The sequence below is a fragment of the Nocardiopsis rhodophaea genome, from assembly GCF_039530945.1.
In the GTDB taxonomy this organism is placed as follows: domain Bacteria; phylum Actinomycetota; class Actinomycetes; order Streptosporangiales; family Streptosporangiaceae; genus Nocardiopsis_C; species Nocardiopsis_C rhodophaea.
This window is the reverse complement of sequence record NZ_BAAAPC010000005.1, coordinates 289,627-304,460: the sequence shown is the minus strand read 5'-3', so window position 1 is coordinate 304,460 and position 14,834 is coordinate 289,627. Positions and strand designations below refer to the sequence as shown.

Annotated in this window: 9 protein-coding genes; 1 reads left to right on the top strand and 8 read right to left on the bottom strand. The window is 68.9% G+C overall.

All coding sequences use genetic code 11. The features are described from left to right. On the top strand, nt 1-943 hold a 943-nt coding region (locus ABD259_RS08010; RefSeq protein ID WP_344161222.1), incomplete at its 5' end, for a transposase. 86 nt (nt 944-1,029) lie between these two features. Here the strand turns inward: ABD259_RS08010 and ABD259_RS08005 are convergent. The 8 genes from ABD259_RS08005 to metH all read right to left on the bottom strand — a co-directional run bounded on the left by ABD259_RS08005 (nt 1,030) and on the right by metH (nt 14,532). Further along, nucleotides 1,030-2,907, bottom strand: a complete 1,878-nt coding sequence (locus tag ABD259_RS08005) for an ABC transporter ATP-binding protein (protein ID WP_344161219.1) — start codon at nt 2,905-2,907, stop codon at nt 1,030-1,032. Nucleotides 2,908-3,024: 117 nt separating this feature from the next. Continuing rightward, the gene (locus ABD259_RS08000) at nt 3,025-4,038 is read right to left on the bottom strand and encodes an ABC transporter permease (protein ID WP_344108410.1); all 1,014 of its coding nucleotides are present in this window, start codon (nt 4,036-4,038) and stop codon (nt 3,025-3,027) included. A 98-nt stretch (nt 4,039-4,136) separates the two neighbouring features. Then, nucleotides 4,137-5,891: an ABC transporter substrate-binding protein gene (locus tag ABD259_RS07995; protein ID WP_344161216.1), complete on the bottom strand. Its 1,755-nt coding sequence runs from the start codon at nt 5,889-5,891 to the stop codon at nt 4,137-4,139. 71 nt (nt 5,892-5,962) lie between these two features. After that, nucleotides 5,963-6,985 (bottom strand): ABC transporter permease, encoded by a 1,023-nt coding sequence (locus ABD259_RS07990; RefSeq protein WP_344108414.1) that lies wholly within the window; start codon nt 6,983-6,985, stop codon nt 5,963-5,965. Between the two features lie 687 nt (nt 6,986-7,672). Next, a complete protein-coding gene (locus ABD259_RS07985; protein WP_344108416.1) occupies nt 7,673-8,179 on the bottom strand; it encodes a cellulose synthase in 507 nt (168 codons plus the stop codon). A 207-nt stretch (nt 8,180-8,386) separates the two neighbouring features. Then, entirely contained in the window at nt 8,387-10,156 is a 1,770-nt protein-coding gene (locus ABD259_RS07980; RefSeq protein ID WP_344108418.1) for an ABC transporter substrate-binding protein, read from the bottom strand. Between the two features lie 192 nt (nt 10,157-10,348). Beyond that, a complete protein-coding gene (locus ABD259_RS07975) occupies nt 10,349-11,068 on the bottom strand; it encodes an HAD family hydrolase (protein ID WP_344108420.1) in 720 nt (239 codons plus the stop codon). Then, a complete protein-coding gene (gene metH, locus ABD259_RS07970) occupies nt 11,065-14,532 on the bottom strand; it encodes a methionine synthase (protein ID WP_344108422.1) in 3,468 nt (1,155 codons plus the stop codon). The genes ABD259_RS07975 and metH overlap by 4 nt, the downstream gene beginning before the upstream one ends. Nucleotides 14,533-14,834: the final 302 nt, after the last annotated feature.

The following is a 14,834-nucleotide window of genomic DNA, read 5'->3' as shown; positions in this document are numbered from 1 at the left end:
GCCCGGCACCCCGCAGCAGCCCGGCTCGCGGCGCGCCCACGACGCGCACCGCGCCCGAGCGCGCCTGCACGCGGCCCGATCCGCGTGGGACCAGGCCCTGGCCCACGTGCAGGCCTGCACCAGCGCCACCGCCGCACCGGCCGCGGGCGGCGGCGAGCGGCCCTCGGCCCCCGACATCGCCATCGCGCTCGTGCTGCGCCTGGCCCAGGTGCTGGGCCGGCCGGTGCACGTGGTGGCCGACGCCGCCTACTCCACCCCCGCCCTGGCCGCCCTGCCGCCGAGCGTCACCTGGACCGTGCGCCTCAAGAGCAACGCGGTGCTCCACCGCGCCCCGGCCACCACCACCGCCCACACCCGGTGGGGCCGCCCCGGCCAGATCGCCGATGAGGTCGGCTTCACCCCCGGCCCGGGCTGCTCGGCCGCCGATGCGCCCTGCTACCGGGCCACCCTGGGCCACACCCCCCTGCGCCTGGTCCTCATCCGCAACCCGCACACCACCGCCGGCTGCGACGCGGCCCTGCTGACCACCGACACCGCCACCCCCACCGCCGGCGTCATCGCCCGCTACCGCGACCGGTGGGCCATCGAGACCTGCTTCCGCGACGCCAAGCAGCACCTGGGCCTGGGCCAGGCCCACAACCGGGTGCCCGCCGCGGTGCGCCGCACCGCCCCCCTGCAGCTTTTGTGCTACACCCTGGTCATCTGCTACTACGCCCTGCACGGGCAACCCGGTCCCGACACCGCGCGGCGCCGTGCCGAGGCGCCCTACTACACGGCCAAGGCCTACCCGGCGTTCATCGATATGGCCGCCTGCCTGCGCCGCGACATCATCCGCGCCCGGCATGCCCCGGCGATCACGGAAGTCTGCGCTGACCACCCCGACCAGCCAGAACAGCGGATCACCGAGATCGAACAGATCCTCAGCGACATCGGGGCGTTATAACCCCCAAAAACCCGAAACTCCAGCTGCGCTTATTCGGTCGATATCGCCGAGATCAACGGAAGGAGGGCGACGGTGGTGGTGGAGCCTCAGGCGGAGGTGGCCATCTCCTCGTTCTGCGACTGGCGCATCCGGGCGCGCTCGGCGCGGTGCGCGCGGGCCTCGTCGGGGTCGAGGACCGGGGCGGCGGCCAGCAGCTGCTGGGTGTAGGGGTGCTGGGGGTGCTCGTAGACCTCGTCGCCGTGGCTCATCTCCACGATCTCGCCCCGCCGCATGACCGCGACCCGGTCGCTGACCTGGCGCACCACCGCGAGGTCGTGGGCGACGAAGATGTAGGTCAGGTCGAAGTCGTCCTGCAGCTCCGAGAGCAGCCGCAGCACCTGGTCCTGGGTCGACACGTCCAGCGCGGACACCGGTTCGTCGCAGATCACCAGCTTGGGGCGGAGGATCAGGGCACGGGCGATCGCGATCCGCTGACGCTGCCCACCCGAGAACGCGTGCGGGAAGCGGTTGTAGTGCCGCGGTTCCAGCCCAACGCGCTCCAGCAGCTCCTGCACGCGCCGCTTGATGAGCTTGGAGTCCTTCTCGCCCTGGACCCGCAGGGCGGTGCCGATGCTGTCGCCAATGGTGAGGCGGGGGTTGAGTGACGAGTACGGGTTCTGGAAGATCATCTGCACGTCACGGCGGAGCGGGCGCAGCTTCCGGTCCGGGAGCTGGGTGATGTCGCGGCCCTCGAAGGTGATCGAGCCCGACGCCGGGTGCAGGAGCCGCATGACGGCGCGCGACAGGGTGCTCTTGCCCGACCCGGACTCGCCGACGACGCCGAGCGTCTCCCCCTTGTACAGGTCGAAGGAGACGTCGTTCACGGCGTAGAACTCGGTGGCGGTGCTGAACATGCCGCTGCGCACCTTGAACCGCACGCGCAGGTTGCGCACCTCCAGCAGCGGCGCGCCGGTGGCGGCGTCGCCCCCTTGCTGTTCCGTCCCCGCGGGGGCGCCGGCTCCGGCCGGTGCGGAGCCGGCGGCGGGGGGCTCCTGCTCCTTCGCGGCCGGGGCCGGTTGCTCCTCGCTCACCTGCGCGGCCCGGTCCGCCTCGGCCCGCTCGGCGCGGATCCGGGCGCGGCGCTCGGCGCGCGAGACCTCGACCCGGGGGACGGAGGCCAGCAGCGCCTGGGTGTAGGGATGCTCGGGCGCGGCCAGGACCCGGCGAACGTCGCCGCGCTCCACGGCCTTGCCGTTCTGCATGACCAGGACCTCGTCGACGGACCCGGCGACGACGGCGAGGTCGTGGCTGACCAGGATCAGCGACATGCCCAGGTCGCGGCGGAGGTCGTCGAGCAGGTCCAGGATCTGCGCCTGCACGGTGACGTCCAGCGCCGTGGTCGGTTCGTCGGCGAGCAGCACCTTGGGGTCGCACATCAGCCCCATGGCGATGAGGACGCGCTGGCGCATGCCGCCGGAGAACTCGTGCGGGTAGGAGTTGATCCTGCGGGCGGGGTCCGGGATGCCCACGCGGTCCAGCGACTCGATGGCGCGCTGCTTTGCCTCGGCACGGCCCGCCTGGGGGCGGTGTGTGCGGTAGGCCTCCATGAGCTGGTCGCCGATGGTGTACTGCGGGTGCAGCGAGGACATCGGGTCCTGGAACACCATCGCGATGTCGTTGCCGCGCAGCGCGCGCACCTCGGTGTCGGAGGCGGCGACCATGTCGGTTCCGACGACGGAGATCTGCCCGGTGATGTGGGCCTTGGTGCCGCGGTGCAGCCCCATCAGCGCGAGCGACGTGGCGCTCTTGCCGGAGCCGGACTCACCGACGATGCCCAGCGCGCCGCCGGAGGGCACCTCGAAGGACAGCCCGGCGACGGCGTGGACGTCGCCGTCCATCGTGGGAAAGGTGATCGTCAGGTCGTCGACGCGGACGGCCGCGTCGACGGTGGCCGCGGACCCTTCCGCGGTTCCCGGAGTGGTCATTGCCGGTCTTCCTTCGGCTCGGGCCCCGGTCCGCCGGAGGGGCGGGCCGGGGGTGAGAGGACTGCTCTGCGGTGTCTCGGACCGGCCGCCGGGGTTGGCTCCGGCGGCCGGGGATCGTCAGGCCGTGACTCTGACCCGGGGGTCCACCCAGGCGTAGAGCAGGTCGACGATGAGGTTGCAGACGACGATGAAGAACGCGCCGAACAGGGTGACGCCCAGGATGACGGGCAGGTCGCTCTGCACGATCGCGGTCACGGCGTAGCGGCCGATGCCGTTGAGGGAGAACACGGTCTCGGTGAGCACCGCACCGCCGAGCACCAGGCCCAGGTCCAGGCCGAAGATGGTGACGATCGGGGTGAGGGTGGGCCGCAGCCCGTGCTTGAGCACGACCCTGCGCTCGGCCAGGCCCTTGGCCCGCGCGGTGCGGATGTAGTCCTCGCCCATCGTCTCCAGCATGCCGGCGCGGGTCTGGCGCGCGTACTGGGCGGCGTGCAGGAACGCCAGGGTGATCCAGGGCAGGATCAGTCCGCTCGCCCAGGCCACCGGGTTCTGGGTGAACGGGGTGTAGGAGGGGCTGGCGAACCAGCCGGTGGCGTGCACCAGGAAGGCCAGGCACAGCAGGCCGGTGAAGAAGATCGGCAGGGAGACCCCGGCCAGGGCGACGCCCATGGCGACGCGGTCGAAGATGCTGCCCTTCTTGATGGCCGAGATGACGCCCACGGCCACACCGCCGACCAGCCAGATCACACCGGCCCCAATGGCCAGCGAGAAGGTCACCGGGAGCCGCTTGACGATCTCCGGGAAGACCTCCTGGTAGTTCTGGAAGGAGTAGCCGAAGCAGGGTGCCGTGCACTGCACGGTGTCGCGGCCGAACTGGTACTCGGCCCCGAAGAAGATGCCGCGGATGAACTCCCAGAACTGCACGGCGATCGGCTGGTCCAGGCCGAGCCGGTCGATGGTCGCCTGAATGGCCTCAGGCGTGGGCGCCTTGCCCACGTACATCGTCGCGAGCTGTTCGGTGGTCTGGCCGGCCAGCCGCGGAACGACGTAGAAGATCAAAAACGTCACGAGGGTGACGATGGCGAGCAGCAGCACGCCGGCGCCCAAGCGACGAAGAATGTATGTCAGCAACTTGACCGGCGGCGCGGGGCCGGCCGGATTCCTCGTGGGAGTCCGGCCGCCCCCGCCGCCTTCACCTGCCTTCTCTCAACCGATCGGGGTGGATGCGCTTACTCGCGGGTGGTGCCCAGGGCCATGAAGTCGTACCCCGCGTAGCCCACGTGGTAGTAGACGTTGGTGAGGGTGTCCGGGCGGTAATACACCATCTTTTCCTGGACGACCGGCAGGATCACCGCGTTCTCCATGACGATCCGGTCGATCTGGCTGTACTTGTCCGCGCGGGCCTCGGGGTCCTGTTCCTTGACCGACTCTTCGAACAGCTTGTTGACCTCGGGGTCGTCGAACTCAGAGATGTTGGCGTTGCCCGCGTCGCGGATGGACTCGCCGTTGACGATCTCGCTCATGAACCCGTAGCCGGTGGCCCAGTCCGGGGCCCAGCCGTACACCGTCAGGCCCAGCTCGTTGTCGTGCACGAAGTCGGGCGATCCGGCCTGGCTGTTGGTGTAGGTGTCCGACGGGTACTGCTTGATCGACGCGTCGATGCCCACCCGCTTCAGGCTGGCCTGCAGGGCCTCGGCGGTGCCGACGTCGGCCGGGCGGTCGGAGCGGGCCCCGATGTTGACCGTGAAGCCGTCGTCCTCGCCGCACTCCTTGAGCTTGGCCTTGGCCTTGTCGAGATCGCCCTTGTTGTCGTCGGACGGGTACAGGTCGATGCTCGTGTCGGCGCCTTCGAGGCTCTTCGGCATGATCTGCGTGGGGATGTCACCGCCGGAGGGGCCGCCCCAGGCCCGCTGGAGCGCGTCGTGGTCGGCCGCGAACATGATCGCCTGGCGGCAGGCCAGGTCGTCCAGCGGCTCGACCTTGGTGTTGATGTTGACGTAGCGCATCGTGTTGCCCGCCGGGTTGTCGACGTTGGCCTTCTTGGCCTCGTCGCTGAGCACGGTGCCCTTCATCGCGAGCCCAAGGCTGGACGTCGAGAGGTCGACGTCGAGCTGCCCGTTGACCAGGCGCTGGTCGATCTCGTTCTGCTCGACGCCGAGTTCGACCTCGATGCGGTCCGGCAGGGCCTTGCGCGTGGGGTCGGTCGCGGGATCCCACTCGTCGTTGCGGACGAGGTTGAGGCTCTGCTCCGGCTTGTAGTCGCCGTCGAACTTGTAGGGGCCCGACGACAGGACGTGGGACTGGTACTGCGGGCCCTTGTCGGCCTCGGCGGGGACCGGCGCCGTCTGCGGCTGGATGAGGATGTAGTTGAACTCCGCGAACGGTCTCTTCAGGTGGAAGACGAGGGTGTGGTCGTCCGGGGTCTCGATGCCGCCGAAGCCCTGGAGGGGGTCGGAGGCGTTGGCGTAGGGGCCCTCGTAGTCGTCGCTGTCGGCGAGCAGCTTCTTGAAGTACTCCGGACCGTTGGAGAGCTGCTTGCCGAAGTTGCTGCGCGCGATCGCGTACTTGATGTCCTCGGCGACGATCTCCTCGCCGTTCTCGTACTTCAGCCCCTTCTTCAGCTTGACAGTGTAGGTCGTCCCGTCGTCGCTGACCTCGGGCATGCCCTCGGCGAGGTCCGGCTGGAGCTCGGTGCCCTCGGATCCGGGGGACGTGGTGTAGGTCAACAGGGTGCGGGCGTAGTAGCGGCTGAAGTTCCACCCGAAGGCGTAGTACATGTTGCCCGGGTCGGGGGAGTCGAAGTCCGAGGAGATGGCGTAGCGCAGCGTGCCGCCCTTCTGCTCGGAGGGGTTGACGATCTCGGTCTCCCCCTGGTTGAAGGCGGCTTCCCCGCCTCCACCGGCGCCTCCGCCGCCTCCGCATGCGCTCAGCAGCAAGGTCGCGGCCGCGCCGAGCGCGACGAACCCCAGAGCTCGTTTCGTCATGTCCTGCCTTTCTCGCAGACGTGGGATGTGCCGTCCGTGGGGTGGCGGAGCCGGGTGGGCGCCGCCGCCCGTCAGTCGGAGGACCTCGGGTCGAACGCGTCGCGCAGGCCGTCGCCGAGGAGGTTGAAGGCGAGCACGGTGATGAAGATCGCCAGGCCCGGGATGATCACGAAGTGCGGCGAGGTGGTGTAGTACTGCAGCGAGTCGGAGATCATGCCGCCCCAGGTGGGCGTGGGCGGGTTGATGCCCACGCCGAGGAAGGACAGCGCCGCCTCGAACAGGATGTTCGTCGGGATCAGCAGCGTGGAGTAGACGAGGATCGGGGTGACGAGGTTGGGCAGGATCTCCCGGAAGAGGATGTACCGGTTGCTCGCCCCGAGGCTCCGCGCGGCCTCGACGAACTCGCGCTCCTTGAACGAGAGCGTCTGGCCGCGCACGATGCGGCCGATATAGGGCCAGTTGAAGAACCCGATGATGAAGATCAGCAGGGCGACGCGCAGCCCGTTGCCGGTCAGCCCGAACGCGCCGTCGGGGATGACACCGGCCAGCGCGATCGCGAAGAGCAGGAGCGGGAACGCCAGGAAGATGTCCATCGCCCGGCTGATAACGGTGTCGACCCAGCCGCCGAAGTAGCCGGCGAGGCTGCCCAGGACGGTCCCGATGAAGACGCACAGGACGGTGGCGCCGAAGGCGACGAGCAGCGAGATCTGCGCGCCGTAGACGATCCGGCTGAACAGGTCGCGGCCGTTGACCGGCTCCAGGCCGAGCAGGTGGTCGAGGCTCATCCCGCCCCAGGGGTCGATGCCGCTCGTGGGGTCGTTCGGGTCGTTGAGCACACCGCCGGTGAGGGGGTCGATCGGCGCCTGGTTGAACTGGTTCGGCGGGAAGCCGAAGAACTTCACCAGGAGTGGCGCGAGGATCGCGGTCAGGATGAGAAGAACGACGACGATGCCGCCGGTCAGCGCGACCTTGTCCCGCCGAAACCGTTGCCAGGCGATCTGCCGGAGGGAACGGCTCGCCGCGTCGGCTCGCCGCGGCTCGGCCTCCGCCCCGGCGTCCTCCACCGTTCCAGGTGCGTCCGAAGGCGCGGTCATTGCACCACTACTCCCCCACTCGTCCCGCTTTTGGCGCGGCCCTGAATTTCGGTCAGGGCCCGTCGAAGGGTGTCCCCTCGGGCCCTGGTGCGGCACCGGTCACGTGCCCGGGGTCGACGGAGCGACCCGCATCGGCGGCGGGCGGGTAAGCCCGGCCACCGGGCATGCGCAGCTCCATGCTGACTTATCTCGGGAGTTCAACACGGCTAACGCATGTGACCCACCTGACGGTGCATCGCGATCAATTTACGCCCGTTTTAGACACAAACCGTCCAGTTACCCGCGATGTGGCCGAATTGTGATTTGAGGAACACGAATCCGTCACACGCTGCAACGTGACACATGGCATACCACCCACGACAGAGTGTGCCTGACCGGCCGAGACTGGACAGGTAAGACGCGCCGGATGCCCCATTCGCCCACGCGGAGTGAGGAGACCACCGCCGCCCATCGCGGCCGGATTTCGGTCACGGACGTCCGAAATCGGCAAAATCAGTTGCATCTCGGGCGGCGATATGCCGGTGGATCGGTCGTAGCACGCGCGCTGCGCCGATTTCAGCCGGGCTTAAGGGCGATGCCACAAAACCCATGCGCCGGGCCCATCCCGGCCCGGGACACCGGCATGACAGCAGAGGGGCCGGAGGGATCTCCCCTCCGGCCCCTGGCTCGACCGTTATCAGGCGCGGGCTACTCGATACCGCGCTTGCGCAGCAGCGCCTCGATGTCGCTGAAGTCGTCATCCCCCGACTGAGCGGACTGCTTGGGCTGCTTGGACTGCTTCGGGCTCGGCGTGGAAGCGGGCTGCGCGCCGGTGATCCCCGGGGCGGCCCCGGCACCGGCCTCGGCGGCCTTGGGCGCCGATGTGGCGCCACCGGTGCCGAGACCGCGCGCCCGCATGATCCCCGAGACCACCCACAGCACGACGGCCAGTCCGGCCACCGCGACCCCGGCCCACACGATCGGATTGAAGATCAGGGAGGTGAAGAAGCGGGACAGGTCGAACACCAGCCGCCACAGGATCGTCATCAGGCCCATGAGTCCCGCCGCCAGTGGCAGCAGCGACCACGCCACACCGCGCAGCCCGGCCGCGGTACCCCGGCGGCGCCACACCATCCAGGAGATGAGCAACCCCACGACCGTGAGGGCGGCCCCCAGCATCGGACCCGCGATCGGCAACTGTTCCGGAACACCCATGTGCCCAGTCTCGCACCCGCGAGGCCCTATGCACATCCGGTCGTTCCCCTAGGGAGGCGGTGTCGCTCACGGGCCGAGATGGGCCCACCGACCACCCGGTACCGCCGCGCTCCGCACGGGGCCGCTTTCCCTCGGACCATCCGCTGGCCCGCTCCGGTAGCCGGAGCGGGCCAGCTGGTCCGGCCGCGCGGCGGGGCGCCGGACCGGTCACTCGCCGCCGGTCGTCCCCAGTGTCGCGTAGTCGTACATCTTCCAGCTGGGGTTGAAGAAGACGTTGGTCAGGTTGTCGGGGCGGTACAGCACCGACTTGTGGAACACCATCGGAGCGATGACGGCCTGCTCCATCGCCTTCTTGTCGATCTCGGCGTAGATCTTGTTCCGCTCCTCCTCGTCCTTGATCGTGATGACCTCGTCGAGGAGCTTGTTGATCTCCGGATCGTCGAGCTCGGAGATGTTGGCGTTACCGGCCTTCTTGATGGCTTCGCCGTCGATGATCTGGCTGAAGTACCCGTAGCCGGTGGGCCAGTCGGGCATCCAGCCGTAGATGTTCAGGCCGAGCTCCTTGTCGTGCACGAAGCTCGGCGAACCGGCCTGGGTGTTGGTGAAGGTGTCCGACGGGAACTGCTGGATGCTCACGTCGATGCCGGCGCGCTTCAGCCCCTCCTGGATGGCTTCGGCTGCCGCGACCTCGGAGGGACGGTCGGACCGCACCCCGAGGTTGGCCGTGAAGCCGTCGTCCTCGCCGCACTCCTCCAGCTTCTTCTTGGCCTCGTCGACGTCGCCCTTGTTGTCGTCGTTCTTGGACGGGTAGAGGTCCAGGTCCGGGTTGGACCCGGGGACCGCCGGAGGCAGGATCTGGGTCGCCGGTGTGCCGCCCGCGTCGCCGCCCCACGCGCGGTGCACGGCGTCGCGGTCCATCGCGTACTGCACCGCCTGGCGGCAGGCCACGTCGTCGAACGGCTTCACTTGCGTGTTGATGGTGAGGTAGTAGTGGGCGCTGTTCTCCGGGTTGTCGACGCGCGCCTTTTCGGTGTCGTCGGTGAAGACCCCGCCCTTCTGCGCCGGGCCCAGGCCGGTACCGGAGAGGTCGACGTCGAGCTTGCCGGTGGCCAGCCGCTTGTCGATCTCGTCCTGGTTGATGCCTTCCTCGACGGTGATCTTGTCGGGAAGGGCCGTGCGGACCGGGTCGGACTCGGGGTCCCACTCGTCGTTGCGGACCAGGGTGAAGCCGTTGCCCGGCTGGTACTCGCCCTCGAACTTGTAGGGGCCGCTGGAGACCACGGAGGAGAGGTAGCGCTCGCCGGTGTCGGCGTCGGCGGGAACCGGGGCGCTCTGCGGCTGCACCAGCACGTAGGGGAAGTCGGCGAAGGCGCCCTTGAGGTGGAAGACCAGCGTGTGGTCGTCCGGCGTCTCGATGGCGTCGAAGCCCTCAAGCGGGTCGTCCTTGCCGTCGTAGACGCCCTCGTAGCCCTTGGCGTCGAGGTGTTCCTTGTAGTACTCGGGGCCGTTGGGCAGGGACTTGTCGCCGAAGTTGCTGCGCGCGATCGCGTACTTGATGTCGTCGGCGACGATCTCCGAGCCGTCCTCGAACTTCATCCCCTTCTTCAGCTTGACGGTGTAGGTCGTCCCATCGTCGCTGACCTCGGGCATCCCCTCGGCGAGGTCGGGGACGACCTCGCGGCCGGCGTCGCCCGGCTTGGCCGCATAGGTGTAGAGCGTCCGGGCGTAGAGGCGGCTGAAGTTCCACATGTAGCCGTAGTAGATGTTGCCCGGGTCGGTGCTCTCCACGTTGGTGGTGATCGCGAAGCGCAGCGTTCCGCCGGTCTCCTCGCTGGGGTTCACCACGTCGGTGATCCCCGCGTTGAACCCGGCCGCGGCCGTGCCGCCCCCTCCGTTGTCACCGTTTCCGCCACACGCGCTCAGCAGCAGGATCGCCGCAGCGCCGAGCGCTACGGATCCGATCGCTGTTCGTCTCACTGTCCGCCCTCTCGTCGAGTGCCACCGGATGTGAGCGCATCACACCGACATCCCCCGGGCACGCCGACGGGCCGGGTTCTCGACACCGGACGGCGCCCCTGTGGTTGTGATGCACATAACGGTTGACTCTACGGAGGCGCAGGTCACATTTTGTCTAACGTGGGATAACTTGTCTGGTTTTATGCCGCGGTGTCAGTCCCGCGCCCCGTCCGCGAGGCCGTGGAGCCACTCCAGGTCGAGGCCGACCAGCGAGTCGATCACGGTGAGTCCGTCGGCCGGAGCGATCTCGACGTGGTTGGGCACGGCGACCGTGACGCAGCCCGCGGCCCGTGCCGAGGCGACGCCGACCACCGAGTCCTCGAACGCCACGCACCGCCGCGGGTCCACGCCGAGCAGCCGGGCCGCCGTGAGGTAGGGGTCGGGGTGGGGCTTGTTGTGGTCCACCTCGTCACCGGCCACGCTCAGGTCGAAGGAGCTCAGGCCGATGCCGCCGATGGCGCGCTCCACCAGGCGGCGTTCGGTGGAGGTGACCAGGGCCACCGGCAGATCGGAGGCGGCCACCAGACGCACCAGCTCCTTGGCACCGGGACGCAGTTCGGCGCCGTCGGCCAGCAGCCGGCCGAACTCCTCGTACAGCCGCAGCCCCACCTCGGTCTCGGAGGCCTGGGCTCCGGTCAGGTCGATGATGTAGCGCGCGACGGCCGCGGTCGCGCCGCCGACGTTGCGCTCGTGGTCCTCCTCGGTCCACACACCGCCGAGCCCGGCGACGACGCTGCGTTCGGCCTCCCCCCACAGGCCCTCGCTGTCGATCAGGGTGCCGTCCATGTCGAACAGGACGGCCTGCAGGGCGCCGCCCGGGGCCTGCTGGATCGCAGGGTCCCCGGGCGCGCCACCGGTCTCGGTAGGAGTCATGCGTTGAAGTATTTCGCTTCCGGGTGATGGATGACGATCGCGTCGGTTGCCTGTTCGGGAACGAGTTGGAACTCCTCGGACAACGTGACACCGACGCGCTCGGGTTCCAGGAGTTTCATGATCTTGGCACGGTCCTCCAGGTTCGGGCAGGCCCCGTACCCCAGGGAGAAGCGGGCGCCGCGGTAGCCCAGCTTGAAGAACGCGTCGAGCTCGGCCGGGTCCTCCCCGGCGAACCCGAGCTCGGCGCGGACCCGCGTGTGCCAGTACTCCGCGAGTGCCTCGGTGAGCTGCACGGACAGTCCGTGCAGTTCCAGGTAGTCGCGGTAGGCGTTCTTCTCGAACATCTCGGCGGTGGCCCGGCTGATGGCCGAGCCGACCGTGACGACCTGGAAGGCCACGACGTCGGTCTCGCCGGACTCCTTGGGCCGGAAGAAGTCGGACAGGCACAGGTGCCGGTCGCGCCGCTGCCGGGGGAAGGTGAACCGGGTCCGCTCGCCGCCGTCCTCGTCGAGCACCACGAGGTCGTCGTTCTCGCTGTAGCAGGGGTAATAGCCGTAGACGACCGCGGCCTCCAGCCACCCCTCGGTCTGGATGCGGTCGAGCCACATCCGCATGCGCGGCCTGCCCTCGGTCTCCACCAGCTCCTCGTAGCTCGGCCCGCCGCCGCGCGAGGCCTTCAGCCCCCACTGCCCCATGAACAGGGCGCGCTCATCCAAAAAGGCCGCGTAGTCCGCGAGCGGGAGGCCCTTGCTGATGCGCTCGCCCCAGAAAGGCGGCTGGGGCACGGTGTTGGTGGTGGACACGTCGCTGCGCGCCGGCATCTCTTCGGGCTCGGTGACTTCGAGCTTGGCCCCGCCCTTGACCCGACGCTTGCGCAGCGCGGGCAACTCGGCGCCCTCGACGCCGCGCTTGACCGCCATGAAGGCGTCCATCAGGCGCAGGCCCTCGAAGGCGTCCTTGGCGTAGCGGACGTCGCCCTCGAAGATCTCGGCGAGGTCCTGCTCGACGTAGGAGCGCGTGAGCGCGGCACCCCCCAGCAGCACCGGGTAGTTCTCGGAGATCCCGCGGGAGTTCATCTCCTCCAGGTTCTCCCGCATGATCACGGTCGACTTGACGAGCAGGCCGGACATGCCGATGACGTCGGCCCGCTGCTCCTGGGCCGCCTCCAGGATCGTCGACACCGGCTGCTTGATGCCGAGGTTGACGACGTCGTAGCCGTTGTTGGAGAGGATGATGTCGACCAGGTTCTTGCCGATGTCGTGCACATCGCCCTTGACGGTGGCGAGCACGATACGGCCCTTGCCGTCGTCATCGGTCTTCTCCATGTGCGGTTCGAGGTAGGCGACCGCGGACTTCATTACCTCGGCGGACTTCAGCACGAACGGGAGCTGCATCTCGCCCGAGCCGAACAGGTCGCCGACGACCTTCATTCCGGCCAGCAGGGTCTCGTTGACGATCTGCAGGGCGGAGCGCTCGGCCAGCGCCTCGTCCAGGTCGGCCTCGATCCCGACCATCTCGCCGTCGATGATGCGCCGTTCCAGGCGTTCCGCCAGCGGCAGCGCCGCCAGCTCCTGGGCGCGCGACGCCTTGAGCGCCTGGGCGTCCACGCCCTCGAAGAGGTCCAGGAACTTGGCGAGCGGGTCGTAGTCCTCGGTGCGCCGGTCGTAGACCATGTCCAGGGCGACCTGGCGCTGCTCGTCGGGGATCCGGTTCATCGGCAGGATCTTGGAGGCGTGCACGATGGCCGAGTCCAGCCCCGCCTCGACGCACTCGTGCAGGAACACCGAGTTCAGCACGATGCGCGCCGCCGGGTTGAGCCCGAAGGAGATGTTGGACAGCCCCAGCGTGGTCTGCACCCCGGGGTAGCGCCGCTTGATCTCCTTGATCGCCTCGATGGTCTCGATACCGTCGCGCCGGGTCTCGTCCTGGCCGGTGGCGATGGGGAAGGTGAGCGCGTCGACGATGATGTCCTCGACCCGCATGCCCCAGGTACCGGTGAGCTCCTCGATCAGCCGGACGGCGACGCGCACCTTCCACTCGGCGGTGCGCGCCTGGCCGTCCTCGTCGATGGTCAGCGCCACCACGGCCGCGCCGTGCTCCTGGACCAAGGGCATGATCTTGTTGATGCGGGAGTCGGGGCCGTCGCCGTCCTCGTAGTTGACCGAGTTCACCACGGCACGCCCGCCGACCAGCTGCAGTCCGGCCTCAAGCACGGCGGGCTCGGTGGAGTCCAGCACCAGCGGCAGGGTGGAGGCGGTGGCCAGACGGGAGGCCAGCTCCTTCATGTCGGCCACGCCGTCGCGGCCCACGTAGTCGACGCAGAGGTCGAGCAGGTGGGCGCCGTCCCGAATCTGGTCGCGGGCGATCTCGACGCAGTCGTCGTAGCGCTCCTCGACCATCGCCTCGCGGAACTTCTTGGAGCCGTTGGCGTTGGTGCGCTCGCCGATCGCGAGATAGCTGGTGTCCTGGCGGAAGGGGACGCTCTGGTAGAGCGACGCGGCCGCCGGGACGGTGAGGGGCCGACGGCTCTTGACGCCCCGGCCGTGCACACGCTCGACGACCTGGCGCAGGTGCTCGGGGGTGGTGCCGCAGCAGCCGCCGACCATCGACAGCCCGAACTCGGTGGTGAAGGTGTCGTGGGCGTCGGCGAGTTCGTGGGGCAGCAGCGGGTAGACGGCGCCGTCGGCGCCCAGCTCGGGCAGGCCGGCGTTGGGCATGCAGGAGATGGGCACGCGGGAGTGCTGGGAGAGGAAGCGCAGGTGCTCGCTCATCTCGGCGGGGCCGGTGGCGCAGTTCAGCCCGATCATGTCGATTTCGAGCGGTTCCAGCGCGGTCAGGGCGGCGCCGATCTCCGAGCCGAGCAGCATGGTGCCGGTGGTTTCGATGGTCACCTGGGCGATGATCGGGATGTCGGATCCCGTGGCGCGCCGCGCGCGCTTCGCCGCGATCACCGCGGCCTTGGTCTGCAGCAGGTCCTGGCAGGTCTCGATCAGGATGGCGTCGGCGCCGCCCTCGATGAGCCCCGTGTGGCACTGCTCATAGTAGTCGCGCAGTGTGGTGAACTCGGCGTGGCCGAGCGTCGGGAGTTTGGTACCCGGGCCGACGGAGCCCAGGACGTAGCGGGGGTGGTCGGGGGTGGAGTACTCGTCGGCGGCCTCGCGGGCGACCCGCGCCCCGGCCTCGGCGAGTTCGTAGGTGCGATCGACGATGTCGTACTCGCCGAGGTTTCCGAAGTTCGCGCCGAAGGTGTTGGTCTCGACGCAATCGACGCCGACGTCGAAGAACTCGGCGTGCGTGGCGCGGACGATGTCCGGTCGGGTGACGTTGAGGATCTCGTTGCAGCCTTCGTGGCCCTCGAATTCGTCGAGGTCGAGATCGTGGGCCTGAAGCATGGTGCCCATCGCACCATCGGCGATGATGACGCGCTGGGCAAGGGCATCCCGGAAGGAGAGTCGAGAGCTCATGACCATTAACTGTAGTGTCGTCCTGCTTTAGGTGCAGGACACGGGGTCCTGCGATCACCATCGCCGCGGCGATACAGCAGGTGGGACGCGAGGTGCGCGCATCTTCGGACGTCAACATCCGATGATCCGCCCTCGGTTCCGACCGACGATACCCGAGCGCGTTCCGGAGCGTTGCCCCCACCCCATAGGGTGAACCTGTCCGGTCCTTTTTCCACGGTCGGCGCCTCGGCATTTCACTGTCGCGCTACCAGCGGAGCGTGGTAGGGCTGGACGGCGCGTCAAACGACGTCGCGTGTGTCAGT